This is a genomic window from Bosea vestrisii, from assembly GCF_030144325.1.
GTDB lineage: Bacteria > Pseudomonadota > Alphaproteobacteria > Rhizobiales > Beijerinckiaceae > Allobosea > Allobosea vestrisii_A.
On the sequence record NZ_CP126307.1, the window covers coordinates 2,327,921 to 2,354,284 of the forward strand.

At 67.2% G+C, this 26,364-nt stretch carries 22 protein-coding genes and 1 pseudogene; 15 read left to right on the forward strand and 8 right to left on the reverse strand.

Annotated features, from left to right (window positions below):
* Positions 1-191: 191 nt before the first annotated feature.
* Positions 192-425, reverse strand: coding sequence for a hypothetical protein (locus QO058_RS11600; RefSeq protein ID WP_284172157.1), 234 nt, complete (start codon positions 423-425; stop codon positions 192-194).
* 299 nt (positions 426-724) lie between these two features.
* Between QO058_RS11600 and QO058_RS31395 the strand changes: the two genes are divergently transcribed.
* Complete coding sequence (locus tag QO058_RS31395) at positions 725-1,063, forward strand: alpha-hydroxy-acid oxidizing protein (protein WP_432212059.1); 339 nt, start codon at positions 725-727, stop codon at positions 1,061-1,063.
* Here QO058_RS31395 and QO058_RS11605 read toward each other — a convergent pair.
* The gene (locus tag QO058_RS11605) at positions 992-1,753 is read right to left on the reverse strand and encodes an SDR family NAD(P)-dependent oxidoreductase (protein ID WP_284172158.1); all 762 of its coding nucleotides are present in this window, start codon (positions 1,751-1,753) and stop codon (positions 992-994) included. The two genes, QO058_RS31395 and QO058_RS11605, sit on opposite strands and share 72 nt — an antisense overlap.
* 141 nt (positions 1,754-1,894) lie before the next feature.
* Here QO058_RS11605 and QO058_RS11610 point away from each other — a divergent pair, with 141 nt between their 5' ends.
* The 9 genes from QO058_RS11610 (at position 1,895) to QO058_RS11650 (ending at position 13,248) form a co-directional block, all read left to right on the forward strand.
* Entirely contained in the window at positions 1,895-3,154 is a 1,260-nt protein-coding gene (locus QO058_RS11610; RefSeq protein WP_284172159.1) for an ABC transporter substrate-binding protein, read from the forward strand.
* A 116-nt stretch (positions 3,155-3,270) separates the two neighbouring features.
* Entirely contained in the window at positions 3,271-4,161 is an 891-nt protein-coding gene (locus QO058_RS11615; RefSeq protein WP_284172161.1) for a carbohydrate ABC transporter permease, read from the forward strand.
* Entirely contained in the window at positions 4,154-5,014 is an 861-nt protein-coding gene (locus QO058_RS11620; RefSeq protein WP_284172162.1) for a carbohydrate ABC transporter permease, read from the forward strand. The genes QO058_RS11615 and QO058_RS11620 overlap by 8 nt, the downstream gene beginning before the upstream one ends.
* A gap of 34 nt (positions 5,015-5,048) precedes the next feature.
* On the forward strand, positions 5,049-6,146 hold the full coding sequence (locus QO058_RS11625; RefSeq protein WP_284172163.1) for a Gfo/Idh/MocA family protein: 1,098 nt from the start codon (positions 5,049-5,051) through the stop codon (positions 6,144-6,146).
* A 12-nt stretch (positions 6,147-6,158) separates the two neighbouring features.
* Entirely contained in the window at positions 6,159-6,803 is a 645-nt protein-coding gene (locus tag QO058_RS11630) for a ThuA domain-containing protein (RefSeq protein WP_091841604.1), read from the forward strand.
* A 128-nt stretch (positions 6,804-6,931) separates the two neighbouring features.
* Positions 6,932-7,972 (forward strand): LacI family DNA-binding transcriptional regulator, encoded by a 1,041-nt coding sequence (locus QO058_RS11635; RefSeq protein WP_284172167.1) that lies wholly within the window; start codon positions 6,932-6,934, stop codon positions 7,970-7,972.
* Between the two features lie 210 nt (positions 7,973-8,182).
* The gene (locus QO058_RS11640) at positions 8,183-9,100 is read left to right on the forward strand and encodes a LysR family transcriptional regulator (RefSeq protein WP_284172170.1); all 918 of its coding nucleotides are present in this window, start codon (positions 8,183-8,185) and stop codon (positions 9,098-9,100) included.
* A 90-nt stretch (positions 9,101-9,190) separates the two neighbouring features.
* Positions 9,191-11,242 carry a hydantoinase/oxoprolinase family protein gene (locus QO058_RS11645; RefSeq protein ID WP_284172171.1) on the forward strand — a complete coding sequence of 684 codons (2,052 nt, stop codon included), beginning with the start codon at positions 9,191-9,193 and terminating at the stop codon, positions 11,240-11,242.
* Positions 11,243-11,244: 2 nt separating this feature from the next.
* Complete coding sequence (locus QO058_RS11650; RefSeq protein WP_284172172.1) at positions 11,245-13,248, forward strand: hydantoinase B/oxoprolinase family protein; 2,004 nt, start codon at positions 11,245-11,247, stop codon at positions 13,246-13,248.
* Between the two features lie 10 nt (positions 13,249-13,258).
* Here the strand turns inward: QO058_RS11650 and QO058_RS11655 are convergent, their stop codons facing one another.
* From QO058_RS11655 to QO058_RS31400, 4 genes and pseudogenes are all read right to left on the reverse strand, one after another.
* Entirely contained in the window at positions 13,259-13,972 is a 714-nt protein-coding gene (locus QO058_RS11655) for an MOSC domain-containing protein (RefSeq protein ID WP_284172173.1), read from the reverse strand.
* Entirely contained in the window at positions 13,969-14,868 is a 900-nt protein-coding gene (locus QO058_RS11660; protein ID WP_284172174.1) for an ABC transporter permease, read from the reverse strand. The genes QO058_RS11655 and QO058_RS11660 overlap by 4 nt, the downstream gene beginning before the upstream one ends.
* Complete coding sequence (locus QO058_RS11665) at positions 14,865-15,821, reverse strand: ABC transporter permease (RefSeq protein WP_284172176.1); 957 nt, start codon at positions 15,819-15,821, stop codon at positions 14,865-14,867. The genes QO058_RS11660 and QO058_RS11665 overlap by 4 nt, the downstream gene beginning before the upstream one ends.
* 60 nt (positions 15,822-15,881) lie before the next feature.
* A pseudogene (locus QO058_RS31400) lies at positions 15,882-17,565 on the reverse strand (peptide ABC transporter substrate-binding protein).
* A gap of 279 nt (positions 17,566-17,844) precedes the next feature.
* Here QO058_RS31400 and QO058_RS11675 point away from each other — a divergent pair.
* Together QO058_RS11675 and QO058_RS11680 are read left to right on the forward strand one after the other, a co-directional pair.
* Positions 17,845-19,173 (forward strand): NAD(P)/FAD-dependent oxidoreductase, encoded by a 1,329-nt coding sequence (locus QO058_RS11675; RefSeq protein ID WP_284172177.1) that lies wholly within the window; start codon positions 17,845-17,847, stop codon positions 19,171-19,173.
* 64 nt (positions 19,174-19,237) lie between these two features.
* On the forward strand, positions 19,238-20,560 hold the full coding sequence (locus tag QO058_RS11680; RefSeq protein WP_284172178.1) for an NAD(P)/FAD-dependent oxidoreductase: 1,323 nt from the start codon (positions 19,238-19,240) through the stop codon (positions 20,558-20,560).
* 3 nt (positions 20,561-20,563) lie between these two features.
* Here the strand turns inward: QO058_RS11680 and argE are convergent, their stop codons facing one another.
* On the reverse strand, positions 20,564-21,706 hold the full coding sequence (gene argE, locus QO058_RS11685; protein WP_284172179.1) for an acetylornithine deacetylase: 1,143 nt from the start codon (positions 21,704-21,706) through the stop codon (positions 20,564-20,566).
* A gap of 213 nt (positions 21,707-21,919) precedes the next feature.
* On the opposite strand from argE, the gene QO058_RS11690 reads away from it, so the two are divergent.
* Both QO058_RS11690 and QO058_RS11695 read left to right on the forward strand, forming a co-directional pair.
* Positions 21,920-22,588, forward strand: a complete 669-nt coding sequence (locus tag QO058_RS11690; protein ID WP_284172180.1) for a haloacid dehalogenase type II — start codon at positions 21,920-21,922, stop codon at positions 22,586-22,588.
* A 2-nt stretch (positions 22,589-22,590) separates the two neighbouring features.
* Entirely contained in the window at positions 22,591-24,060 is a 1,470-nt protein-coding gene (locus tag QO058_RS11695; RefSeq protein ID WP_284172181.1) for an aldehyde dehydrogenase family protein, read from the forward strand.
* An 18-nt stretch (positions 24,061-24,078) separates the two neighbouring features.
* On the opposite strand, the gene QO058_RS11700 is transcribed toward QO058_RS11695, so the two are convergent.
* Complete coding sequence (locus QO058_RS11700; protein ID WP_284172183.1) at positions 24,079-25,032, reverse strand: LysR family transcriptional regulator; 954 nt, start codon at positions 25,030-25,032, stop codon at positions 24,079-24,081.
* Positions 25,033-25,262: 230 nt separating this feature from the next.
* Here QO058_RS11700 and QO058_RS11705 point away from each other — a divergent pair, with 230 nt between their 5' ends.
* Positions 25,263-26,348: an ABC transporter ATP-binding protein gene (locus QO058_RS11705; RefSeq protein ID WP_284172185.1), complete on the forward strand. Its 1,086-nt coding sequence runs from the start codon at positions 25,263-25,265 to the stop codon at positions 26,346-26,348.
* Positions 26,349-26,364: the final 16 nt, after the last annotated feature.

The window sequence follows — 26,364 nt, forward strand, 5'->3', positions numbered from 1 at the left end:
CAATCCCTAACACTGCGGCATGCTGCCATAGGGGTGGATGCTTGGCGAGCCGGCCTGAATTGCGATTTCGGCACGATCGGCAGGCCTTCAGCGATGACCGGCTGGATCTGCCTGGACCACGACCTTCGCGTCGAATTGGCGATGATCGAGCATAAGCTGTGTCGGGCCCCGACGCCTCCGCTGAGAGAGCATCAGCGGCTCGATTCGGTCCGGAGCGAAGTGGCCGCGCAGGCGTGGGCAACGATGCAGGCCCGCGGAGCGCTTCGCGAGGCAACGGACACATGCCCGTTGTTCGCGCGGTCTGCTTCACCATGCCGCTTAGTCGCGAGCCAGCTGGCTCTAACGCTGCTCATGACGTCGACGGCAATCCCGTGACGACCGTCACCTTCGGCCACGACCTTGTCGAACTTGCCGACGCCGTCCATCCCACGGCGCCCCGCGCGGTCTTCCTTCTGCTTCCGTGGTTTCGCGCTTGCCGATCTCGCCATCGCTCATCTCGTTGTCGGCCGCGCACCCGAACGCGGCATTCGGACCTGCCGCCACGATGACGGGCCAGCCTGCCTTCGGCCATATCCACCGTTGCCGATGGCCGTCGCGCCACCGCGCTCCGCCTGCCGCGCGGGCTGTTCGAATATGTCGACCGCGGTAGCGAGGACAAGATCGCGATCACGATGAACCCAGACAGCTCGACGCGATCCGGCTCGCGCCCAAGGTGCTGGTCGACGTGTCGCTTCTGTCCACGAAGGCAGACATCCTCGGCCAGCGCTTGCCGCTTCCGCAGGTCGTCGCCCCCACCGCGGTGGCCGGCCTTCTCTGGCATGATAGCAAGATCGCTCTCGCCAAGGCGGCAGCCAGAGCCGGCATTCCCTTCTGCGTCTCCACACAATCGATCACCGCGATCGAACGCATCGCAACGCTGCGGAGGCGGTCAGGCTCGACATCGGCGGTGTGGCAGGCGGTTCAGTCTGGGAGGCGACCGCTACGGCAAGGCTCAGACCCAGCCGCCGTCGACGACATAGTGCTGGTTGGTGCAGGCCCCGGCCTCCTCCGAAGCGAAGAATAGCGTCGCGCGCGCGATGTCCTCGGGGACGAGCCGTCGCTTCAGGCACTGGCGACGCATCAGTTCGGCCTCGCTTTCCGGCGTCAGCCAGAGATCGATCTGGCGCTGCGTCATGATCCAGCCCGGCGCGATCGCATTGACACGGATATTGTGCACGCCGAAATCGCGCGCCAGCGAGCGCGTCAGCCCGAGCACGGCCGACTTCGCCGCCGTGTAGCCGGCCATGCCGCCCTGGCCGATCATCCAGGAGGTCGAGCCGAAATTGATGATCGCGCCGCGCTTGTTGGCGATCATGTCGGGCAGCACCGCCTGCGCCGCGAAGAACTGGTGCTTCAGGTTCACCGCCATGCGCTCGTCCCAGTATTCCGGGGTGACCTCCAGCGCGTCATGACGCTGGTCGTGCGCCGCATTGTTGATCAGCACATCGACCGGGCCGAGCGCGGCCCGCACTGCAGCGATCGCCTGGCGCAAGGCCGCGATGTCGGTCACATCCGCGTGTTCGAAATGCACGCTCGCCCCACCAGCGGAGAGTTCCGCCGCGATGACGCGGGACTCAGCCTGCTTCAAGTCGATGAAGCCGACCTTCGAACCCTGCCGGGCAAAAGCGCGGACGATCGCTTCGCCAATCCCCGAGCCACCACCCGTGACCAGCACCACCTTGCCCGCCAGATCGGGATAAATCGCACCCGCCAAGACCACCTCCCTCGTCACCGCCGCGCACCCGCGGACTTCCGGATTCGAATAGCATCAGATTTTGAGTTGCGCACCTCAAATCCTGAGGTTACGCTCTTTGAAAATCACGGCCCGCCAGAGGCCGAACCCAGGAGGAACCCCATGGCTCGTTTCAAGCGCTTGCTCGTCAGCGTTGCCACCCTCGCCTTCGGTAGCGGAGCCGCCCTCGCCCAGACCACGGTCAAATGGCTGCACATCGAAGCCAATCCCGTCCCGGTGAAGATCTGGGAGGAAGTAGCGCGAGAGTTCGAGGCGAAGAACCCCGGCGTGAAGATCGAGATGCAGTATCTCGAGAACGAGGCCTACAAGGCCAAGGCGCCAACGCTGCTGCAGTCGAAGGATCGGCCGCACATCATCTACAGCTGGGCCGGCGGCGTGCTGAAGTCACAGGTCGAGGCCGGCGTCCTCGAGGACATCACGCCGGCCATGCAGGGCTACAGGGACAATCTGTCCGCAAGCGCGGTCGACGCCTTCACAGTCAACGGCAGGATCTATGGCGTGCCCTATGGCGTCTCGCAGGTCGGCTTCATGGCCAACAAAGACCTGCTCGGCAAGGCCGGCGTCGATGCCGGCAAGATCACCAGCTATGACGACTTCCTCGACGCGGTGAAGAAGCTCAAGGCCGCCGGCATCACGCCGCTGGCGGTCGGCGGCGCCGACAAATGGCCGGTGCATTTCTACTGGACACATCTGGCCGTGCGCCTCGGCGGCAAGGCGGCGATGCAGGCGGCGCTGAAGGGGCAGGATGGCGGTTTCGAAGGCGAAACCTTCCAGAAGTCGGGCGAGCTCTTCAAGCAGCTCGTCGATCTCCAGCCCTATCAGAACGGCTTTCTGGGCTTCAAGAGCCAGCAGGCCATCGGCCATTTCGGCGATGGCAAGGCGGCGATGCTGCTCGCCATCTCCAGCTTCTATCACACCCAGAAGGTCTTCGCGGTCGACAAGGCTGGCGTGCCGGACGACAAGCTCGCCTGGATCAATTTCCCCACCGTCGCGGGTGGCAAGGGGCAGCCGAGCGACACGCTGGGCGGCATCAATGGCTGGCTCATCACCAAGGGCGCGCCGAAGGAAGCGGTTGCCTTCCTCAAATACTTCGTCAACGCCGAGCCGCAGAAGCGCCTCGCCGCCGGCAACTTCATCGTGCCGGTCTACAAGGGGGCCGAGGCCGGGCTCGGCAGCGCCTTCATGCGAAACATCGCCCAGAACATCGCCAACTCGACCTATCACCAGAACTTCTACGATCAGGATCTCGGCCCGTCGGTCGGCCGTGTCGTGAACGACGCGACCACCGAGATCGCCGCCGGCACGATGACGCCGAAACAAGCCGCCAAGGCCATCCAGGACGCTTTCCGCCAGGGCAATTGACGGCGAGCGACAATCCAGGGGCGCGACACGCGCCCCTTGCCAATGGAAGCGTCAGGCGGCAGGCACCTCCCGCCGGACGACCTCCCCTGCCCGTCCCGTCATCGAGCGAGGTGATCATGGCTGCTCTCGCCGGGCGCAGAGGCGCCGATATCGGCAAGCTCTCGACCATCCTGCTGTTCCTGCCGCCGGCGCTGCTGCTGTTCACGCTGTTCGTGGTCCTGCCGGTCGGCGAAGCGGCCTGGTATTCGGGCTTCAACTGGAACGGATTCGGCTCGCCGACCAACTGGATCGGCCTCGACAACTACCGCTTCGTCTTCGACAACCGCGCCTTCGGCACCGCCTTCAAGAACAACCTCTTGATCATCATCGTCTCGCTGCTGATCCAGCTGCCGCTGGCCCTGTCGCTCGCGATCATCCTGGCCGACCGGTTCCGCGGCGCGGTGGTGCTCAGGATGGTGTTCTTCCTACCCTACATCCTGGCGGAGATTGCCACCGGCCTGATCTTCAGCTTCGTCTACGACGGCGATTACGGCCTGCTGGCGGCGATCTACAAGAGTTTCGGAGCCGAGGCGCCGCATCTTCTCGCCAGCCCGCAGACAGCCTTCGCCGCCATCCTCGTCGTCGTCGTGTGGAAGTATTTCGGCTTCCACATGATGCTGTTCATCGCAGCGCTCCAGAGCCTCGACCGCTCAATGCTGGAGGCGGCCCGGATCGATGGCGCCAGCCGCTGGCAGAGCCTGCGCTATGTCGTCATCCCGGCACTGTCGCCCACCATCCGGCTTTCGGCCTTCTTCGCCATTGTCGGCTCGCTGCAGCTCTTCGACCTGGTGATGCCGCTGACGCGCGGCGGGCCATCGGACTCGTCCCACACCATGGTGAGCTTCCTCTACACCTTCGGAATCACGCGCATGCGCGTCGGCTTCGGCAGCGCCGTCGGTGTCATCCTGTTCCTGATCTGCGTGGTGTTCGCCTTCACCTACAAGCGCTGGATCATGCGCGATGAGTGAGCCCGCCACCTCCGCCCCCTTCAGCGACGACGGCTTCAGCCCGGCCGCGATCGGCAAGGCGCTCTATCTCCTCGCTGTCGTCCTGTTCGTCATGACACCGCTGATTGCGACGGTGCTCGGCGGCTTCAAGTCGCTGGGCGAACTGCGAACCAACCCGTTCGGGCTGCCCAGCGTCTGGGAATGGAGCAACTACGCCGACATCCTGCTCTCGCGGCGCTACTGGCAGTTGCTGGGCAACTCCTTCGTCATCGCCACGCTGACCGTGGTGCTGACGCTGATCTGCGCCGCGATGGCCGCTTTCGTCTTCGCCCACCTGCACTTCTTCGGCCGCGACATGCTGCTGAACTACCTGACGATGGGCCTGCTCTTCCCCGCCGCCACGGCGATCCTGCCGATGTTCATCAAGGTGCGCGATCTCGGCCTGCTCGACAGCTATCTCGGGGTCGTCCTGCCGCAGGTCGCCTTCGCGCTGGCGATGAGCATCCTGCTGCTGCGGCGCTTCTTCAGGGACCTGCCGACAGAACTGCTGGAAGCTGCGCTCGTCGACGGCTGCTCCTATCCCAGATTCTTCCAGTACGTGACGCTGCCGCTCTCACGCCCGATCCTGGCGACGGTAGGCACCATCACCTTCGTGCACAGCTGGAACGCCTATCTGATCCCGCTGGTGATGCTCAACAGCGACAACCTCTATCCCTGGCCGCTCGGCATCATGGTCTACCAGGGCGAATACTCGACCGAATGGCACCTGATCCTCGCCTTCATCACCCTCACCATCCTGCCCACCATCATCCTCTTCCTCTTTGCCCAGAAGCACATCGTCGCCGGCCTGACTGCCGGCGCGGTGAAAGGCTGAGCGGCTGCCCATTCCGGCTATCAAGGAGCGTTCAATGCGAAAGATCGGCGTCGGCATCATCGGATGCGGCAACATCTCAACGAAGTACATGACGGCGATGAAGCAGTTCTCGACCATCGAGCTGCGCGCCGTCGCCGATATGCGTTCCGCTCCGGCCGAGGCGCGCGGCGCCGAGTTCGGCGTGCCGGCGATGCGGGTCGACCAGTTGCTCAAGCGCGACGACGTCGAGATCGTCGTCAACCTGACCGTGCCGTTGGCCCACACCGATGTCAGCCTCGCCGTCCTGCGGGCCGGCAAGCACGTCCATTCCGAGAAGCCGCTCGGCGTCAACGTCGCCGAAGCCCGCAAGGTGATGGACCTCGCACAGGAGAAGGGCCTGCGCGTCGGCTCGGCCCCCGACACCTTCCTCGGCGGCGGCCACCAGAGCGCCCGCAAGCTCATCGACGACGGCGCCATCGGCAGGCCCGTCGCCGGCAACGCCTTCTTCGGCTGTCCCGGCCATGAGCGCTGGCACCCGGCGCCCGGCTTCTACTATCTGCGCGGCGGCGGGCCGATGCTCGACATGGGCCCCTATTACATCACCGGCCTGGTCAACCTGCTCGGGCCGATCGCCTCCGTCGTCGGCTTCGCGACCCGGCCGAAGGCCGAGCGCCTCGTCACCAGCCAGCCGATGAACGGCGCGCTGATCCCGGTCGAGGTCGCGACGCATGTCACCGGTGTGCTCGAATTCGTCTCGGGCGCAGTCGTCTCGATCACCATGAGCTTCGACGTGCCCAAGCACCGCCACAGCCCGATCGAGATCTATGGCTCCGAGGGCAGCCTTTCCGTGCCCGATCCAAACCGCTTCGGCGGCGAGGTCCTTGTCGCCAAGGCCGGCGGGGACTGGCAGGAGCAGGCCCTCAGCCACGGCAACAGCGAGGGCGAGTTCCGCTCGATCGGCGTCGCCGACATGGCGGCCGGCCTGCTCTCAGGCCGCCCCCATCGGACCAGCGGCGCGCTGGCGCTGCATGTGCTCGAAGCGATGGAAGCCTTCCAGACCGCCTCCGACGAAGGACGGCGTGTCACGCTTGAAACCACGGTCGAGCGGCCGGCCATGCTGCCGCCCGGCCTGCCCACCGGCATTCTGGATTGAATGGGGATCGACATGACAAGGACTGCGCTGATCGTCTGGGGCGGCTGGAGCGGCCACGACCCCGACCTCTGCAGCTCGATGATCCGGGGCTGGCTGAAGGCGGAGGGCTTCGACGTGCGGGTGGAGACCGCGACCTCCGTCTTCCTCGATCCCGCGATCCGCGACTACTCGCTGATCGTCCCGATCTACACGATGTCAAAGATCGAGAAGCCGGAGGCGGCTGCCCTGTGCGAGGCGGTCGCCGGCGGCGTCGGCCTTGCCGGCCATCATGGCGGCATGGGCGACGCGTTCCGCGACGCGGTCGACTACCAGTTCATGTGCGGCGGCCAATGGGTGGCCCATCCCGGCGGGATCATCGACTACACCGTCGACATCACCCGGCCCGACGATCCGCTGATGCAGGGCATCGCCAGCTTCGAGCACCGCTCGGAGCAGTATTACATGCATGTCGACCCGGCCAACGAGGTACTGGCGACAACGACCTTCACCGGTGAGCACGCGCCCTGGATTGACGGGGTGGTGATGCCCGTGGTCTGGCGCAAGCGCTACGGCAAGGGGCGGGTGTTCTATTCCTCGCTCGGCCACCGCGCCTATGAGCTCGACGTGCCGGAGATCCGCACCATCATGACGCGCGGCCTGCTCTGGGCCGCGCGCTAGGAATGAGCGCGCCGGGCCGGCCTGGACGGCTGGACTCGGCGCCTTCGCAAATGCCAAGGCCTGCTCTGCCCGCGAAGCAAAATTCCATCGCCGCGGCGCAGGTTCGAGGAGAGTTCGTGGAGAGCAAGGTGGATCAGAGCCGGGCCTCGATCAGGAGGGCGACGCTGGAGGATGTGGCGCGCGAGGCCGGCGTCTCGCTCGCCACGGCCGACCGAGTCGTGAACCAGCGCGAAGGGGTCCGCGCCAAGACCGTCGAAAGCGTCAGGCGGGCGATCGCCAAGCTCGACTACCGGGCCAATCCGGCGGCGGCGCGGCTGGCGCGCGGCCAGTCCTTCCGCTTCGCCTTCATCCTGCCCTCCAGCACCAACGCCTTCATGGCCGGCCTGATGCAGCAGGTGCGCCGCATCTCGGATTGGCTGGAACCCCAGAACGCCTTCATCGACGTGCTGCAACTCGACGTCTTCGATCCCGAGGCGCTGGCGAGCGGGCTGTCCGGCCTCGCCGACCATTTTCACGGCGTCGCCACGGTGGCGCTCGATCATCCCAAGGTCCGCGCCGCCATCGACGATCTGGTGGCGCGCGGCGTTCCCGTCGTTACGCTGGTCTCGGACGCTCCAACCTCCCGCCGCGCCCATTATGTCGGCATCGACAACCCGGCGGCGGGCCGCACCAGCGCCTCGCTGATGGGCCGCTTCCTCGGCGGTCGCAGCGGGCCGGTCGGCGTCATCCTGGGCTCGATGTCACTGCGCGACCATGTCGAGCGGCTCTTCGGCTTTCAGCAGGTGCTGTCCGGCGAGTACCCCGAACTGACCCTGTTGCCGGTGCTGGAAGAGCGCGACCAGAGCGAACGCAACGAAGCCGCGGTGGCCCGGCTCCTCGCCAAGCATCCCGACCTGATCGGGCTCTATAATGTCGGCGCCGGCAATGAGGGCATCGTCGCGGCGCTCGAGGCCGCCGGCAGACCGCTCGTCTTCATCGCGCATGAGCTGACGGAGGCGACGCGGCGCGGCCTCCTCTCCGGCACCGTCGCCGCGGTGATCAACCAGGATCCGGGCCATGAGGCGCGCTCCGCGGCGCGCGTGCTGATGGCAGAGGTCTCAGGCGAACCGATCCTGCCCGACCAGGAGCGCATCCGCATCGAGATCTTCCTGCGCGACAACATGAACTGAGCCGGCAACTGACGGCGAGTCGGATCGATGCAGCGCGAACCTGGATGGCTTCGGCATCGGGCGGGTGCCGACGTGGGGAACGTCCGCTTCTCGGCGTCCGGTTTGAGTATGGGCGTACAGTTGATCCGTCGCGGGCAGATGAGTTCGAGTTCGGCAATTGCCGAGCGCGCGGCGGCTGACAGCTGTAGCGGTTGCCTCTAGGATCGCGCCATGCGTGCCCGCCAGATCGAAGTCTTCCGCATGGTCATGCGCTGCGGCACGTTGACCGGCGCCGCCGAGGCGCTCAACGTTTCGCAACCGGCGCTCAGCCAGATCCTGCTGCACACCGAGGACGAGCTCGGCTTCAAGCTGTTCCTGCGGGTCAAGGGCCGGCTGATCCCCACACCGGAAGCCGAGGAGATCTACCCCGAGGTCGAGCGCCTGTTCGGCGACCTCGAAACGCTGCGGCGGCGCACACGCGACCTGCGTCTCGGCAAGGCCGGTCTCGTCCGCCTCGCCGCCTCGGCGCCGCCGTCCCTCTCCTTCGTCCCGGAGGCGCTGCGCCATTTCCGCGCTGCGCATCCGAATACGCGCGTCCTGTCCTATGTCGTGCCGGCCGAGGTGATCGTCACCATGCTGGACCGCGATCAGGCCGGGCTCGGCATCGCCATGATGGACCAGCCCACGCCCTTCATCGAGACGGAGGTGGTCGGCTACACTCGCGTGGTCTGTGTCCTGCCCGCCGGGCATCCGCTGGCCGAGCGCGATTCTGTCGGCGCGGAGGATCTCGATGGCGAGACGCTGATCTCCTACCGCGCCGAATCGCTGCCCGGGCAATTGCTGCGCGACGCACTGGCCAAGCAAGGCCTGCCCTTCCGGCCGGAGATGGAGATCGACGTCTCGATCATCGCGCTCGCCTTCGTGCAGCAGGGCCTCGGCATCGCCGTCGTCGACGGGCTCCTGCCCTGGCATAATTTCCCCGGCCTGGTGACGCGCCCGTTCCGGCCGCATGTCGCCTTGCCGCTCTGCCTGCTCACCAGCACGCGCCGGCCGCTGTCGCGCAGCCATGAATTGCTGCGCAACCACATCCGCACGGCCTGCCAGCAGCTCGATCTCGACCAGCCTGCGCCGACAGCAACCGAGGCATAAGGCCGGCTTATCCGGCATCGTGGTTTTGGTGTTGGACCCCTGGAGGCATGGCCGCCAAGACTCGCTCGTCCTTTCTTGAACAGGCGCATCATGAGCTGGCGTATCGGCGTCGACATCGGCGGCACCTTCATCGACTTCTGCGCGCTGGAAACCGGCAGCGGCCGCGTCGAGACCATCAAGGTCTTGACGACACCTGACGCCCCGGGCCGCGAGCTCCTCGCCGGGCTCGACCTGCTGAACGAGCGCCATGCCGTTGCGCCGGAGGAGATCGTCTCCTTCGTCCACGGCACCACGGTCGGCATCAACACCATCATCCAGCGCAAGGGCAGCCGGCTCGGCCTCGTCACCACCGCCGGCTTCGAGGATGTGATCGAGCTGGCGCGCCTGCGCATGCCGGACATGTATTCGCTGTTCTGCGCCCGCCCGGAGCAGCTCATCCCGCGCGACCGCGTCTTCGGCGTCGGCGAGCGCATCCTCTCCGATGGCAGCATCGCCGAACCGCTCGACTGCGAGGCCCTTTCGGATGCGATTGAGAAGCTCAAGCGGCTCGGCGTCGACGGCGTGATCGTCTCTTTCCTGCATGCCTACCGCAATCCCGCTCACGAAACCGAGGCTAGGGCGCTGATCGCCAAGCTCGCGCCGGAGCTCTTCGTGTTCACCACCAGCGAGGTCTGGCCGGTGATCCGCGAATATGAGCGCACCACGACCGCGATCCTGAACGGCTACGTCCATCCACGCGTCTGCGGCTATCTCGATGCGCTCGAGGAGGCGCTCTCCTCGCGTGGCGTGCCGGCCGGCCCGATGCTGACCAAGTCGAATGGCGGGGTGATGAACGCCGCGACCGGCAAGCGCGCCTGCGTCAACATGCTGCTTTCGGGCACCGCCTCCGGCGTGATCGGCGCCGCCTATCTCGCCGAGCAGGCGGGTGCGAAGAACATCCTCACCCTCGACATCGGCGGCACCAGTGCCGACCTTGCCTTGATCATCGACGGCCAGCCGCAATTCGGCACCGGCGAGGTCGTCGGCGACTTCCCGCTCTATGTGCCGAGCGTCTCGGTGACCTCGATCGGCGCCGGCGGCGGCTCGATCGCCTGGGCGGACGCCTTCGGCGTGCTCAAGGTCGGCCCCGAAAGCGCCGGCTCTACCCCCGGTCCCGCCTGCTATGGCCGCGGCGGCGCCCGCGCCACCGTAACCGACGCGATGGCGACCTGCGGCTTCCTTGGCCACACCGCCCTCGCCTACGACCAGATCGGCATGAGGCGCGACCTGGCGCAGAAAGCGGTCGGCGAGGTCGCCGCAATGCTCGGCCGCAGCGCAGAGGCGACGGCCGAGGCGATCATCGCCATCGCCGTCTCCGAGATGTTCGTCGAGGTCAACAAGCTCGTCGCGCGCTATGGCGTCGACCTGCGCGATTTCGCGCTGATGCCGTTCGGCGGCGCCGGACCGATGCTCGGCTGCTTCCTGGCGCGCGAGCTCGGCATTCCGCGCGTGCTGGTGCCCCGCCGGCCCGGCGTCGTCAGCGCACTGGGCGGGCTGATCGCCGATCTGAAGGGCGACTTCATCCAGAGCGTCTTCGCAGCGGCAGAGCCGGCCTCATTGCCGCAGCTGCGTGAGGCGCTGGCGCAGCTCAAGCGCGACGGACTCGCCTGGATCCGTGAGGACCAGCGCTTCACCGGGCCGGTCGTCGAAAGCCTGAGCGCCGACATGCGCTATCACGGCCAGTCCTTCGAGATCGAGGTGCCGCTCTCGGAAGGCTGGCTCGTCGAGGGCGATCTCGCCGCGATCCGCGCCGCCTTCCACCGCCAGCATCTTGCCATCTACGACTTCAACGACGAGGCGGCCGAGGTCCAGATTGTCAATCTGCGCCTCGTCATCACCGGCGCGACGCCGCGGCCCGAGCTTTCTCCTGCGAGCGAGGCGGTTGAGGAGGCCGCCATCCCGGCGCGCTTCATCACGGTCTGGCTCGACGGCAGCAAGCGCGAGATCGCGCTCTTCCATCGCGAGGCGCTGCGCTGCGGCCAGCATTTCTCCGGCCCGGCCGTGGTTGCGCAGGAGGACACCACGATCTGCATACCCGCCGGTTTCGAGGCGAAGGTCGACGCCTTCCTCAACCTCAATCTCATCCTGCGCGAGGGAGCCTGATCATGGTCGACAAGGTCACCCTGCAGGTCCTGGCCAATCATTGCCGGGCCGCGGCCGAGAACATGGCCTACACGCTCTACCGCACGGCCCATTCCACCTTCGTCAAGGAGACGGAGGACTTCACCGTGATGGTGATGGACCGCACCGGGCGCGTCGTCGCCGTGCCGATGGATCTCGGCGCGACCTGGTATCCGGGCATGAACTACAACCGCGCCATCGAGATGGTGCCGGAGTATCGCCCGGGCGACATCGCCTTCACCAACGATCCCTATAGCGGCTATCTCGCGACCCATGCCCCCGACACGCATCTGTGGAAGCCGATCTTCCATGAGGGGCAGATCGTCTGCTTCGTCGGTGGCCATGTCCACAACACCGACATGGGCGGGGCCGTGCCGGCGAGCCTGTCGCGCTCGCTCACCGAGATCCATCAGGAGGGCATCCGCTTCCCGCCGATGACGCTGATGCGCGACGGCGCCTTCGACGAGACCGTGCTGCGCATCATGATGATGAATGTGCGCAAGCCGGCGCTGAACATGGGCGACCTCAAAGCGCTGGCCGGCGCGCTCAACACCGGCGAGCGCAAGATCCAGGCGATGGTCGCCAAGTTCGGCGCGAAGGGCTTCATGGACGGGCTCGACGGTTTGATGGACTATGCCGAGCATCAGGCCCGCGAGATCCTGCGCTCCATTCCCGACGGCGAATATGTCTTCTCCGACTATGCCGACGAGGATGGCGTCGACGGCAATCCCTGCCGGCTGGCGCTGACCCTGACCATCAAGGGCGACGAGGCGGTCCTCGACTTCACGGGATCGGACCCGCAGCTCGGCTCCTCGCTCAACGTGCCGACCGGCTCCGACCCGCGCCATACGCTGCTGCTCGTCGGCGTCTACTACGTGCTCTACACGCTGAACCCGCAGCTCCTGCTCAATTCCGGCCTGACCCGGCCCTTCACCTGCATCGCGCCGGAAGGAACGGTGCTCAACCCCTCCTTCCCGGCGGCGGTCGGCATGCGCAGCCTGACCTGCGCGCGGCTGCGCAGCCTGATCTTCGGCGCCTTCAGCCTCGCCGCGCCCGAGCGCCTGCCGGCGGCGCCGGCCGGCTCCAGCTCGATCGTGAACGTGATGACCACCGACGAGAAGACGCATCGCAGCGTCATTGCGGCGATCAACCCGGTGGTCGGCGGCGGCGGCGGCATGCCGCATCGCGACGGGCCCAACGGCTCGGGCGCCGACGCCGCCTATCTCAAGAACACGCCGATCGAGATCACCGAGACCGAGGTGCCGATCCGCTTCATGCGCTACGGACTCCTGCCGGATTCAGGCGGCGCCGGGCGCTGGCGCGGCGGGCTCGCGACGGTGATGGAGTTCAAGGTGTTCTCGCCCAACTCGCGGATCACCGTGCGCAACCGCGACCGCTCGCATTTCCGGCCCTGGGGCACGCTCGGCGGCCTCTCTGCCGAGACCTCGAACTTCATCATCAATCCCGGCCGCCCCAATGAGCGCATCCTCGGCAATACCGACATCGCCGTCGCCGAGCCGGGCGACGTGATCCACATCCATTCACCGGGCGGCGGCGGGCGCGGCTCGCCACTGGAGCGCGAGCCGGAACGGGTGCTGCTCGATGTAGAGCGCGGCTATGTCAGCCCTGGTGCCGCGCGAGCGCTCTACGGCGTGGTGATCGAGGGAGACACTGTCGATCACGATGCGACGGCGGTGTTGCGAGCCGAGCTGAGGACGCGCGCCCACAAGACGCATTTCCATTTCGGCCCGGAGCGGGACGCGTTCGAACAGATCTGGACGGTTGAGAATTATGCGGTGCTGACGCGGCTGCTGGCCGGTTTGCCGGTCCACTGGCGCTTCTTCACCAAGACCAAGCTGTTCGCGGTGATGCGGGACGCTTCCGGCAAGCTCGACCTTGCCGCGGCCTTCGCCGCCGTTCGGCGGGACTATCCGCAAATCCCCGAGGTCGCGCAGGATATTCTCGGAATTGCGCAGGCAGCCGAATAGCCGCCTGGTTTCAATTGACAGTGACCACTGCGCCGGCCGCGACCTCGCCGGGCGTCACCACGTCGCAATAGATTCCGAAATTGCGCTCATGGCGCTTGACCACCGTCCGCAGGATTTCGACGTCCTGAGGAAGGCCCTCCTGCGCTATCGTGATGAAGCCGCAGCGGCCGCAGGGCTCGCGTCCGCGCAACACGACGTCGCCGACCCTGATCTCGCGTCCGATCCAGCCATGCTCGGGTATGGCCTCCGTTCCATCGGGCCAATCGACGAGGATGTTCGGCCGGAAACGTCGAGCGTCGATCACGCTGCCGGGCAGCTCTCGCTCGAGACTGCGCAGCGCCGCGCTGGTGACGAGATGGATCGGCGCATGCTCGTAACGCGGCCTGAAGCCACCCGAACCGAAGGCATCGAACGGCTTCAGCACCGGCATGAAACCGAAGGCCTGCGACAGGGCCGCCAGCAGCTCCGCATCGCCCGGCCCCGCCCAGGTCTCGCCGTCGAGCGAGAGGGTGACGCCGTCGCCAACGGCTTTGGCATGGGTGCGCGGCACGCCGATGAAATGCTTCTCGCGGCCGGGTGAAGCGATGCGCCCGGTCGCGGCATCGAGCAGCCCCCAAATCCGGTCACCGGCTACGCCGCTAGCCTGGACATGGATTTTGGCCAATTGCTCGCCGGCCATCGAGCTGACCGGGTAGCGCCAGAGCTCAGCGACCTCTCCCGTCACTGGCCTTCCATCCTCGGGTCGAGCGCATCGCGCAGGCCGTCGCCGATGAAGTTGAAGCTGGTGACTGCGAGCGTGATCGCGGCGCCCGGGATGATGGCGAGCCAGGGCGCGCTGGTGAGGTAGCTCTGGGCGCTTTCGAGCATGTTGCCCCAGCTCGGCGTCGGCGGCTGGATGCCGAAGCCGAGGAAGGAGATGTAGCTCTCGGCCAGGATGGCGTGGGCGACATTGAGCGTCGCCGCGACGACGATCGGCGCGATCGCGTTCGGCAAAAGCTCGCGGACCATGATGCGCCGGTTGCTCGCGCCGAAGGAGACAGCGGCCTGGGCGAATTCGCGTGTCTTCAGCGAGCGGATCTGCGCCTCGACCACACGGGCGACCTCCATCCACGAGGTCATCGCGATCAACAGGATGATCGACGGAACCGAAGGCGAGATCAGCGCCGAGATCGCCAGCAGCAGGAAGATCGAGGGGAAGCACAGCATCGCATCGACGAAGCGCATCAGCGCAGCGCCCAGCACGCCTTCGTAGAAGCCGGCGACCATGCCGACGACGATGCCGATCGCCATCGCGATCGCCATGGCCGAAAAGCCGACCGCCAGCGATATCCGCCCCGCCATCAGCAGGCGTGCGAGGATATCGCGTCCGAGCGGGTCGGTACCGAGCACATGCGGGCCCGAGAAGGGCGGCGCAAAGCGGTTGCGGATGTCGATGAAGGTGTCGGTGTAAGGCAGGAGCCAGGGGCCGACGATGCAGGCGAGCGTCAGGAAGACGATCGTCGCCGCGCCGAAGACGGCGAGCCTGTGGCGCCGGAAGCGGCGCAGGCCCGGGCTGTTCCAGAAGCCGGGGGCCGGCGGCAAAGCCGGCTCTGCCGTGCTGGCGAAGGGCACGCCGCTCATCGCCCGCCCCTCGAGATGCGCGGGTCGGCGACACCGTAAAGCAGATCGGCGAGCAGCGACCCCATCAGGACGAGCACGGCGGTGAACATCAGGATGCCCATGACGACGGGGTAGTCGCGATAGCTAATCGGATCGAGGAAGAGCCGGCCCATTCCGGGCCAGGTGAAGACCGTCTCGGTCACCAGGGCGCCGGAAAGCAGCGTCGGCACATGCAGGCCGGTGATGGTGATCATCGGCAGCAGCGCGTTGCGCAGGGCGTGGCGCAGCAGGATCTGCCGCTCCGGCACGCCCTTGGCGCGGGCGGTGCGGATATAGTCCTGGTTGACCACCTCGAGCATCGAGGAGCGCATGTAGCGGCTCCACACCGCCGTCGAGACCAGCGCCAGCACGATGCAGGGGCCGATCAGGTGATGCACCTGGTTGAGGAACGAGCCGTCGCCCATGGTGTAGCGGTTGCCCGAGGGCAGCCAGCCGAGCCCAACCGAGAAAACGTAGATGATGACAAGGCCGAACCAGAAGGTCGGGATCGAGAGCGCGATCATGGCGCCGACCGTGGCGAGCGAGTCGAACAGCGAATAGCGCCGGATCGCGCCGAGGATGCCGACCCAGGCGCCGATCACCATGGCGAGCAGCGTCGAGGTCAGCATCAGCTCCAGCGTGGCGCCGATATGCGAGGCGATGATGTGCAGCACAGGCTGCTGGTCGCGATAGGACACGCCCCAGTCGCCGCGCAGCATGCGCCAGAGCCATTCGACATATTGCACCGGCAGCGGGCGGTTGAGGCCGAGCTGCTCGGCGATGCGGTCGAGATCGGCCTGGGTCATGTCGCCGCCGGCGGCGAACTGCGACATCGGCCCGCCCGGCGCCAGATGCAGGATCGCGAAGCCGATCACCGAGACGATCAGCAGCAGCAGCAGCGACTGTCCGAGCCGGCGCAGGAGGAAGGCGATCATGGCGCGCTACCTCCTGCCAGCGCCGGCTTCATGCCGGCGCGGTTCACGTCACGCGTCATGTCACTTGGCCCAGTACCACTGGCCCATGTTCCAGGTATTCTGCCTGGCGTTGATATTAGGCTGATAGCCGATCAACCCCTCCTTGTAGCCCTCGACCGGGGCGTACTGGTAGACCGGCAGGATCGGCAGCTCTTCGCGCACCAGCACCTGCAGCTTCTGGTAGATCGCCTTGCGCTTCTCCTGGTCGAAGGTCTCCTGGCCCTGCTTCATCAGCGCGTCGGCTTCGGCGTTCTGCCACTGCATCTGGTTGGCGCCGTTGCCGCTCTTGGCCGGGATCGCATCCGAGCCGAAACGGTGCGCCGGATCGGGGTCGATCACCGTGCGGAAGGCGGTGCCGACCAGCAGGGACTGGAACTTGGAGCGGGTGTAGAACTCGCCCCAGATCACGGCGGCGGGCATGTTGTTGATCGCCATCTTGATGCCGATCTGCTGCCAGTCCTGCTGCATCAGCTGCTGGCACTGCTCGCGCAGGGCGGCGCCCGTCGTGGTCGAGACGGCAAATTCGAGCGGCACGCCGTTCTTCATGCGCACACCCGAGCCGGAGCGCTTCCAGCCGGCATCGTCGAGGGATCTTGCCGGCGAGCGCCGGATCGTAGACCTGCTTGGGCAGGTTAGGGTCATAGGCCCAGGATTCCTGCGGCATGAAGGATTCGGTCGGGATGTGCAGGCCGTAGAAGACGATGTCGATGATCGCCTGCTTGTTGATCGAGGCATAGAGGGCCTTGCGCACCGCCTTGTCGGACAGAACGGGGTGCTCGAGGTTCGGCATCAGCACCTCGAGCGAAGCGCTCGGGATCTTCACCACCTTGCGGCCGGGCAGCTTGATCGCCTCGGCGTAGAAATTCGCCGGGATGCCGGTGCCGATGATCAGGTCGACCTGGCCGGTGCGGAACTGGGCATAGAGCGCGGTCTGGTCGGGCACGTATTTCAGCACCGCCTTCTCCAGATACGGCCCCTTGCCGTGGTACTTCTCATTGGCGACGAGCTGGATGTTGTCGCCCGGCGTGCGCGTGCCCCATTTGAACGGGCCGGTGCCGACCGGCGCGCCATTGAACGGCGCGGTGTTCGGGTCGGCCGCCTTCTCCAGGAGGTGCTTGGGCACGATGAAGGTGTTGGAGAGCAGCGCGAGATAGGGCGCATAGGCCTTCTCCATGCGCCAGGAGATCTCCAGCGGGCCGGTGACCTTGATGTCCTTGACGAGCGAGTGGCCAACGCGGGTGCGCGCCTTGAAGCCCGGCGCATTGATCAGCTCGAGCGTGTACTTGACGTCTTCTGCGGTGAAGGGCGCCCCGTCGTGCCAGGTGATGCCCTCGCGCAGCTTGACCTTCCAGGCGAGGCCGCCTTCCGAGATGCCGCCATTGGCCTCGCTCGGCACCTCGGCCGCGAGGTCGGGGACCAGCGAGCCGTCGGGCTGGGCCAGCCACATGGTGTTGAAGACCTGCATCCAGACGGTCTCGTCGACCTCGATGCCGGGCATCAGCGGGTTGAAGGCCGTCGGCTCCTGCGACAGGCCGACCACGACCTGGCCGCTCGGCTTTGCGGGTGGGGGCGGCGGCGCCTTGCCCTGGGCGCGAGCGCCAAGACCGGACGCGGCGAGGATGCCGCCGGCGCCCAGCGCCAGGACCTCGCGGCGATGCAGGGCAGGCAGAGCAAGGCCGGACGCCTTCATGGACGGCTTGTTCATCGTTGATCCCCTCGTTGTCGACGGCCTCACGAGACCGTGGCACGGCCGCCGCCTTTTGCTTGGCGGCTGGCCGTATCGGCCGTCGAATTGACGGCCCGGCCCCATCATAGGCAGGCCGCGACCGGCGATGGTCACCGTCCTGTGCGGGGACAACTAAAAGAATCTGCCGAATCCTGCCCTCCCTTTGGCATAGGGTTCCAGGCGGATCGGGCTTGAATACCGGCCTCCCGCCCGGTCGGCGCTGCCAGCACGACCTCTCCCGCCAAGGACAACGCCGCCATGTCGCCCCCGGTCAACCGCGTCCAAAGCGACGGAGCCTTCCCCGCAGCAGCCGATGTCGTGGTCATCGGCGGCGGCATCGCCGGCGTCACCGCCGCCTACCACCTGGCGAAGAAGGGCCATTCGGTCGCACTGGTCGAGAAAGGCTATCTCGCCGGCGAGCAGTCGAGCCGGAACTGGGGCTGGTGCCGCCAGCAGAACCGCGACCTGCGCGAGCTGCCGCTGGCGATGCGGGCGGTCGAGATGTGGAACGGACTCTCCGAAGAGGTCGGAGCCGATGTCGGCTTCCGCCGCAGCGGCCTGACCTATCTGACGACGCGCCAATCCGACCTTGATGCCTGGGAGGGCTGGGGCGAGAAGGCCCGCCAGTACCAGATGCAGACGCGCATGCTGAGCCCCGAGGAGGCCCGGGCTCTGGCACCGCACGCCAAGGGTGACTGGGTCGGCGGCGTGCATTCGCCGACCGATGGCCGCGCCGAGCCGGCGATGGCGGTTCCGGCCATCGCCGAAGCGGCGCGCCGTCTCGGCGTCACCATCCACCAGGATTGCGCAGCGCGCGGGCTCGAGACCGCGGCGGGACGTGTCTCCGGCGTCGTCACCGAGAAAGGCACGATCCGCACCGCCACGGTGCTGCTCTCCGGCGGTGTCTGGACGGCGATGTTTGCCCGCCACCACGGCATCAGCATGCCGCTTGCCGGCATCAAGTCGACCTCGTTCTTCACCGGGCCGGCGCCGGAGATCACGACCGGCGGCATCTCGACGCCCGACCTCACCATCCGCCGCCGGGTCGATGGCGGATACACGGTCGGCATCAGCGGGCGCGGCCTGCTCGAGCTCTCGCCGCACGGCATGCTCAACGCCAAGCCGTTCTGGCGCACCTTCAAGAAGCGCCACAGACTCCTCACCATCCGCGCGGGCAAGTCCTTCTTCTTCGGCCCCGAGGCGCTGATGCGCTGGAGCAATGGTTCGATCTCGCCCTTCGAGCGGATGCGGACCTATGACCCGCCGGCGCAGGAAGAGTTGATCACCTTCGCCAAGAAGCGGCTCGCCGAGATCTTTCCGCAGCTCGCCACTGTCGAGATCAAGCACAAATATGGCGGGCTGATCGACTTCACGCCCGACTGGGTGCCGGTCATCTCCGCGGTCGACAAGCTGCCGGGCCTGCACGTCTCGGCCGGCTTCAGCGGCCATGGCTTCGGCATCGGCCCCGCGGCGGGGCGGCTCGCGGCCGACATCGTCACCGGCGACAGCCCGATCGTCGATCCCACCCCCTATCGCTACAGCCGCCTCGTCGACGGGACCGACCTCGGCGAGCCCGGGCTGATGTGACGCTCGCCCTGCCCTGACCACGCAGTCCAGCCGCCCTGCGGTGCAGCTTCTTCCGGAGCCTTCCATGCCGCCGACCATCGAACGCATCGCCAGCAGCGAGGCGCTGCCTGCGGCAGCGGATGTCGTCGTCATCGGCGGCGGCATCGTCGGCGCCGCCGCCGCCTATTATCTGGCGCGGCGCGGCCGCTCGGTGGCGCTGGTCGAGAAGGGCGTGGTCGGCGGTGAGCAGTCGAGCCGCAACTGGGGCTGGTGCCGCAAGCAGAACCGCGACGCCCGCGAACTGCCGCTCGCGATCCGCGCCATGGACCTCTGGGAGAGACTGAGCGAGCAGCTCGGCCGCGACAGCGGCTTCCGGCGCTGCGGCTTGGTCTACGCCAGCAACGACGCCGCGCAGCTGGCGCAATGGGAGCGATGGCGCGAGACGGCCAAGGCCTTCGACGTCGAGACCACGATGCTCACCGGGCACGAGACCGCGGCGATGACCGCCGCCAGCGGGCAGAGCTGGCTAGGCGGCCTGCATTCCGTCACCGACGGCAAGGCCGAGCCGTCGCTCGCAGCGCCGCTGATGGCCGACGGCGCCCGCCGCAACGGCGCCAGCGTCCATCAAGGCTGCGCCGCACGCGGGCTCGACATCACCAATGGCGCGGTCACCGGTGTCGTCACCGAGAAGGGCACGATCCGGACCAATGCGGTCGTGCTCGCCGGCGGCGCCTGGGCCTCGGCCTTCTGCCTCCGCCATGGCATCGCCTTCCCGCAGGCGAGCATCCGCGCCACAAGCCTGCGCACCGAAGCAGCGCCGGACTTCCTCGACGCGTTCTATACACCGGAGATCGCGCTGACCCGCCGGCTCGACGGCAGCTACACGGTTGCTATCAGCGGCAAGGGCACGCTCGAGATCACGCCGCAGGGCCTGCGCTATGCCCGCGAGTTCCTGCCGATGTTCATCAAGCGGCTGAAGGCGGTCGAGCTCGGCATCGGCTCCTCCTTCTTCAGCGGGCCGGAGGCCTTCGGCAGCTGGAAGCTCGACGAGGTCACGCCCTTCGAGACGATCCGCGTGCTCGATCCGGCGCCCAGCCGGCGTGCGGTGACAACCCTGCTGGAGCGTGCCCACGCCATGTTCCCGACCCTCAAGACCGTCGCCGTGCGCGAAAGCTGGGGCGCCTATATCGATTCAACGCCAGACGCCGTGCCGGTGATCTCGCCGGTTGCCGGCCTCTCGGGCTTCGTGCTGGCGGCCGGCTTCAGCGGCCACGGCTTCGGCCTCGGCCCTGCCGCCGGCCATCTCGCCGCCGATCTCGCCACCGGCGACACGCCGATCGTTGACCCCAGCCCGTTCAGGCATTCGCGCCTCGTCGACGGCTCCCGCGGCGCGATCGGCGAGTTCTGAAGGTCAGCTGAGCCGGTCGGCGACATCAGCGATCATCGCCATCGCTCCGGCGAGCTCGGCGTCGGTGATGTACTCTTCCGGCTTGTGGGCGCGGTCGACATCGCCGGGGCCGCAGACGATCGCGGCGATGCCGGCGCGCTGGAACCGGCCGGCCTCGGTGCCATAGCTGACGGCGGCCTGGCGCGCCTGGCCAGAAGCAGCCTCGGTGAAGGCGACCAGCGGATCGGTCTCGTCGAGGGCGAGCGGCGGGTAGTCGCTCATGGTCTCGAAGCTGAACGCGACCTTGTGCCCGGTCGCGGCAGCCTCGCGCGCGATCCGCTCGGCGACACCGGGCAGGAAGCCGAGCAGCGCGGCGGGCTCCTGCCCGGCGATGGCGCGGGCCTCGACCTCGAACACGCATTGCGCCGGCACGATGTTGATGCCGGTGCCGCCCTTGATCACGCCGACCTGGATCGTCGAATAGGGCGGCGCAAAAGCTTCGGCGAAAGGCCCCTGCCGGGCATGGCGCAGCGCCTCTTCATGGATCGCGGCAATGAGGCCGGCGGCATAGTGGATCGCGTTGTCGCCGAGATCGGTGCGCGAGGAATGGCCTGCCTTGCCATCGACCGTGACGCGCTGGGCGATCTTGCCCTTATGGGCCAGCACCGGCCGCAAACCGCTCGGCTCACCGACGATGCAGCCGATCACCGGCGGACATAGCTCCGGCAGGCGCGCGATCAGATGGCGCACGCCGACGCAGCCGACCTCCTCGTCATAGGACAGCGCGATATGCACCGGCCGCGCCAGCTTCTTGCCGATGAGGTCGGGAACGCTCGCCAGCATGCAGGCGACGAAGCCTTTCATGTCGACCGCGCCGCGCCCGATCAGGCGCTCGCCGTCGCGCCGCAGCTTGAAGGGATCGCCGACCCAGCCTTCCGGCGCCGCCGGAACCACATCGAGATGGGCCGAGAGGATGACGCCGCCTTCGACCTTCGGCCCGATCGTCGCGAACAGGTTGGCGCGGTCACCCTCCGGCCCCGGCACGATCACGCTGTCGACGTCATGGCCGGCGAGATAGGCCCGGACATGCTCGATGATCGCCCCGTTCGGGGTGCGGCAGACGGAGGGAAAGCCGACGAGATCGGCGAGAACAGTTTCGACGGTCATGGGGATTCGCTTGAGGGTTGGTTCAGCCGAACTTCGGCGAGGCGGACTGGCCTGTCCATCCTGCTCCGGCGGCCGCAGCAATCCATGCCGAAGCAAGCCGGTTCATCGGCAGAATATTCGGTCGCGCCGATCGGATTCCGCCTCCCTCCCCGCGCTCTCACTCTAGCCTCTTCCCAACGGCAGAGAGCCGTCGCAACGATCGAGAGCGAGACGATGAGCAGCTTCCGGCCGAAATTCATCACCTTCGACTGCTACGGCACGCTGATCTATTTCGAGATGGCTCCGGCCGCCCGGCGCGCCTATGCCAGCCGGCTTTCGCCCGAGCAGATGGACGCCTTCTGCGACGCCTTCTCAAGCTATCGCCTCGACGAGGTCCTCGGCGCCTGGAAGCCCTATCAGGACGTCGTCAGCAATGCGGTGGAGCGGAGCTGCAAGCTGCTCGGCATCGCCTATGATCCGGCCGATGCCCAGGCCATCATCGACGAGATCCCGAGCTGGGGCCCGCATCCCGACGTGCCGGCAGGTCTTGCCAAGGTCGCCAAGGAAATTCCGCTCGTCATCCTCTCCAACTCGATGACGAGTCTGATCCCGCATTCGGTCGCCAGGCTCGGCGCGCCCTTCCACGCCGCCTACACCGCGCAGGAAGCCCAGGCCTACAAGCCCCGCATGCGCGCCTTCGAGTACATGTTCGACATGCTCGGCTGCGGGCCGCAGGATGTGATGCACTGCTCGTCGAGCTTCCGCTACGACCAGATGACCGCCTATGACATGAAGATCGCCCGCCGCGTCTTCGTCAATCGCGGCCACGAGCCGTCCAACCCCTACTACAGCACGCACGAGATCAAGGACATTGGCGGCCTGCCGGGCCTGGTCGGGCTCTGATCATGCCGGGTGATTTCGACCCGGCCGCGATACACGTCACGACAGGGCACTTCATCGCCGGCGAGGCGATCGGCGGCGGCGAGACGATGACGGTCGCTCGCCCATCCGATCTCGTCGACTATGCCGAGATCCCGATAGCCGACGCCGCCATGGTCGACCGGGCCGTCGGCAGCGCCCATGCAGCAGTCGCGGCCAGCGGCTGGGCGACGAGACCGCCCCGCGAGCGCGCCCGCATCTTGAGGCGCTGGGCCGAGCTCATCGAAGCCAATGCCGAAGAACTCGGCCGGATCGAAGCCGTCGGATCGACGCGGCCGATCTCGCAGGCCGTGACCGGCGACGTCGCAGCCACGGCCGACGGCATCCGCTTCTTCGCCGAATGGGCCGACAAGCTCGGGGGCGAGGTCGCGGCGACGCACAGCGACAATCTCGGCCTGATCGTCTCCGAGCCTTATGGCGTCGTCGGCGCGATCGCGCCCTGGAACGTGCCGCTCAGCACCGCGTCATGGAAGCTCGGCCCGGCGCTCGCGGCAGGCAATGCCGTCGTGCTGAAGCCGTCGGAACTGACGCCCTTTTCTGCCGTCAGACTGGCGCAGCTCGCGATCGAAGCGGGCATGCCGGCCGGCATCTTCAATATCGTCCAGGGTACCGGCGTCACAGGCGATGCCCTGGCGCGCCATCCGGGTATCGGCAAAATCTCGTTCACCGGATCGACCCGGACCGGCGCGGCGATCATGAAGGCGGCGGCCGAAAGCGGCATCAAGCCGGTGACGCTCGAGCTCGGCGGAAAGAGCCCGCAGCTCGTCTTTGCCGATGCCGATCTGGAGAAGGCGGCAAGCTGCATTGCCGGTTCGATCCTGGCCAATTCCGGCCAGGGTTGCGTCGCCGGCTCACGGGTGATCGTGCAGCGCCCGATCGCGGAGGCCCTGATCGACCTGCTGAAGGTCAAGCTCCCCCGGATCACGCCGGGGCATACCTGGAAGGCTGCGACCGATTTCGGCCCGATCGTGTCCGAGGCGCAGGCCCGCCGCATCGACCGCATCGTTACCGCCAGCCGGGAGCAAGGCGGCGAGGTGCTGCTCGGCGGCGGCCTGATGGCCGGCTATGGCGGCGCCTACTACCAGCCGACGATCGTCGCCAACGTGACCGGCGACAATGCGGCGGTGCGCGAGGAGGTCTTCGGACCGGTCCTCACCATCCAGACCTTCGCCGACGAGGACGAGGGCTTCGCCCTCGCCGACCATCCCGAATACGGCCTCGCCGCTGGCGTCTACACCCGCGATCTCGGCCGCGGCCTGCGTGCCGTGCGCCGGTTGCAGGCCGGCACCGTCTGGGTCAACCGCTACAGCCGCACGCTCGACTTCATCCTGCCGACCGGCGGCTACAAGAGTTCCGGCATCGGCAAGGATCTCGGCCGGCAGGCGGTCGAGCAGAACCTGCGGCACAAGACGGTGCTGATCGACATAGCAAGCTGACGGCGCCGCGCAGCGTCGTCAGCCATAGCAGGCCTGCCTCAGACCGAGGCCGGGGTGGAGCGCGTCGATCGCCTCGATCTCGGCCTTCAGCTCCGCCCCGATCCAGTCCCGGATCTCGCGGACGACCGGGCTCGGCGGGCGGTTGCGCGGCGTCAGCAGCACGCAGTTGCGCTCGCCGCGCGTCAGCCGGTCGCTGGCCGGCACCAGCGCGCCAGACCTCAGCGCATGCGAGACGACCGTGATCCAGCCGAAGGCGACACCCTGGCCGAGCAGCGCGGCCTGCACCACAACGGCATAGTCCGAGAAGCTCAGCGTCTTGACCGGCCCGGACCGGCCGGTGGCGAAGGGCGGATAGCGCTCGGCCCAGTCGAGCGCGGAATCGGTCAGGTTGATGATCGTGTTGCCCTCGCCCGTCACCTCGGCTTCGGGCTCGGCCTGCCGGTAGCCGGGGCTGCAGATCGGCAGCATGACCTCGCGCACCACCATCGCCTCGGCTGGCACCGCTTCGTCGCCATCGAGGAAGCGCATGCCGAGATCGACATTGTCGACCGGGCCGCGCAGCGAGCCGGCGATCATCTGGAAGCGCAGGTCGACCGAGGGAAACCGGCGCTGGAAATGATCCATGCGCGGCATCAGCCAATGCGTGGTGAAGGCGGAGGAGACCGAGATCGTCACCGTCTCCTTGCCGCCGCGCAGCTGCTCGACCTCGCGCAGGCCCGCTTCGATGCTGCGGAAGCCATCGGCGACGCGGCGATAGAGCACTTCGCCCTCCGGCGTCAGGATCGCGCCCCTCCCGCCGCGCTCGAACAGGCGCAGGCCGAGATGGCTCTCGAAGCGCGACAGCATGCGGCTGACCGCCGGCTGTGTAACGTTCAGCTCCTCGGCTGCGCGGGTGAAACTGCCACTGCGCGCCGCCGCCTCGAAGACGAAGAGCGCATTGCTCGACGAGACCATGCGGCGCAGCTCTGACATTACACCAGGTTATGTTTTCCCTGATTATTTGGCAATTGCGACAAGGAGCTGAAATCCCGTTTCATGAGCTGATCGAATGCAGCTTGCGGTGACGGCCCGGCAGAGGCTCGCACCGTCGAACAGCACCAGCGCCGGCATGGATCGCCATAAGATCACCTTATGGCCCGTCCCGAAAACGGTCTTTGCCTACGCAGTGCCGCGATGTCGCTGTATCCGGACGGGAGAGTGCCATGGCCAACATAGGCGGCGAACGCGTCGAGATCAGATCCGCGAGCAAGCATTACGGCTCGGTGCGCGCGCTCGACGACGTCTCGCTCGACATCGCCCCGCAGGAATTCGTCTCGCTGCTCGGCCCGTCCGGCTCGGGCAAGACCACCCTGCTCGGCATCCTCGGCGGCTTCATCCAGCCTTCCGGCGGCTCGGTCCATCTCGGCGGGCGCGACGTCACCTATACCCCGCCGCACAAGCGCGACATCGGCATCGTCTTCCAGAACTACGCGCTCTTCCCGCATATGAGCGTCGGCGAGAACGTCGCCTTCCCCCTGCGGGCCCGGCGCCTGCCCAAATCGACCTATGCCGAGAAGGTCCGCGGTGCGCTCGCCATGGTCGACCTCGCCGGCTACGAGGAACGCGGCATCGGCCAGCTCTCCGGTGGCCAGCGCCAGCGCGTCGCGCTCGCCCGCGCCATGATCTTCGAGCCGCGCCTGATCCTGATGGACGAGCCGCTCTCGGCGCTCGACAAGCAACTACGCGAAAATATGCAAATCGAGCTGCGCCAGCTCCACAAGCGGCTGGGCGCGACGATCATCTACGTCACCCACGACCAGCGCGAGGCGCTGACGATGAGCGACCGGGTCGCCATCCTGAAGGATGGCAAGCTGGTCCAGATCGACCGGCCCGAGCGCCTGCACGACCACCCGGCCAACGCCTTCGTCGCCAGCTTCATCGGCGAGGCGACGTTGCTTCCGGTCGAGCGCGTGGGGTCGGACAGCGTCTCCCTCGCCGGGACGGTGCTGAAGAGCGCCCGCCCGATCGCGCCTAATGGCGAACTCGTGCTCGCGATCCAGACCGAGAAGCTGCTGGTCGAGGACGGTTCCGGCAGCCCGGAGCGCAACCGGCTCGAAGCCCGCGTCACCGATGTCGTCTTCCAGGGCGAGAGCCTGCGCGTCTTCCTCACCCTCGACGACGGCACGCTCTTGAGCCTGCGCCAGCCCAGCCACTACGAAGCCGCCCGCCGCATCCCGCCGGTCGGCGAGCGCCTCGCCCTCAGCCTCCACCCGCAGGACACGATCATCGTGCCGAAAGCCGGCGCCTGACCCCTCCCGAGCAGAG

What these genes read in the sequence shown, in the direction of transcription:
- QO058_RS11620 (WP_284172162.1), top strand. Translation starts at nt 4,154, where the DNA reads ATGAGTGAGCCCGCCACCTCCGCCCCCTTCAGCGACGACGGCTTCAGC.
- QO058_RS11610 (WP_284172159.1), top strand. Translation starts at nt 1,895, where the DNA reads ATGGCTCGTTTCAAGCGCTTGCTCGTCAGCGTTGCCACCCTCGCCTTC.
- QO058_RS11690 (WP_284172180.1), top strand. Translation starts at nt 21,920, where the DNA reads ATGAGCAGCTTCCGGCCGAAATTCATCACCTTCGACTGCTACGGCACG.
- QO058_RS11645 (WP_284172171.1), top strand. Translation starts at nt 9,191, where the DNA reads ATGAGCTGGCGTATCGGCGTCGACATCGGCGGCACCTTCATCGACTTC.
- QO058_RS11705 (WP_284172185.1), top strand. Translation starts at nt 25,263, where the DNA reads ATGGCCAACATAGGCGGCGAACGCGTCGAGATCAGATCCGCGAGCAAG.
- QO058_RS11630 (WP_091841604.1), top strand. Translation starts at nt 6,159, where the DNA reads ATGACAAGGACTGCGCTGATCGTCTGGGGCGGCTGGAGCGGCCACGAC.
- QO058_RS11675 (WP_284172177.1), top strand. Translation starts at nt 17,845, where the DNA reads ATGTCGCCCCCGGTCAACCGCGTCCAAAGCGACGGAGCCTTCCCCGCA.
- QO058_RS11600 (WP_284172157.1), bottom strand. Translation starts at nt 425, where the DNA reads ATGGACGGCGTCGGCAAGTTCGACAAGGTCGTGGCCGAAGGTGACGGT.
- QO058_RS11615 (WP_284172161.1), top strand. Translation starts at nt 3,271, where the DNA reads ATGGCTGCTCTCGCCGGGCGCAGAGGCGCCGATATCGGCAAGCTCTCG.
- QO058_RS11625 (WP_284172163.1), top strand. Translation starts at nt 5,049, where the DNA reads ATGCGAAAGATCGGCGTCGGCATCATCGGATGCGGCAACATCTCAACG.
- QO058_RS11695 (WP_284172181.1), top strand. Translation starts at nt 22,591, where the DNA reads ATGCCGGGTGATTTCGACCCGGCCGCGATACACGTCACGACAGGGCAC.
- QO058_RS11650 (WP_284172172.1), top strand. Translation starts at nt 11,245, where the DNA reads ATGGTCGACAAGGTCACCCTGCAGGTCCTGGCCAATCATTGCCGGGCC.
- QO058_RS11665 (WP_284172176.1), bottom strand. Translation starts at nt 15,821, where the DNA reads ATGATCGCCTTCCTCCTGCGCCGGCTCGGACAGTCGCTGCTGCTGCTG.
- QO058_RS11640 (WP_284172170.1), top strand. Translation starts at nt 8,183, where the DNA reads ATGCGTGCCCGCCAGATCGAAGTCTTCCGCATGGTCATGCGCTGCGGC.
- argE (WP_284172179.1), bottom strand. Translation starts at nt 21,706, where the DNA reads ATGACCGTCGAAACTGTTCTCGCCGATCTCGTCGGCTTTCCCTCCGTC.
- QO058_RS11680 (WP_284172178.1), top strand. Translation starts at nt 19,238, where the DNA reads ATGCCGCCGACCATCGAACGCATCGCCAGCAGCGAGGCGCTGCCTGCG.
- QO058_RS11700 (WP_284172183.1), bottom strand. Translation starts at nt 25,032, where the DNA reads ATGTCAGAGCTGCGCCGCATGGTCTCGTCGAGCAATGCGCTCTTCGTC.
- QO058_RS11660 (WP_284172174.1), bottom strand. Translation starts at nt 14,868, where the DNA reads ATGAGCGGCGTGCCCTTCGCCAGCACGGCAGAGCCGGCTTTGCCGCCG.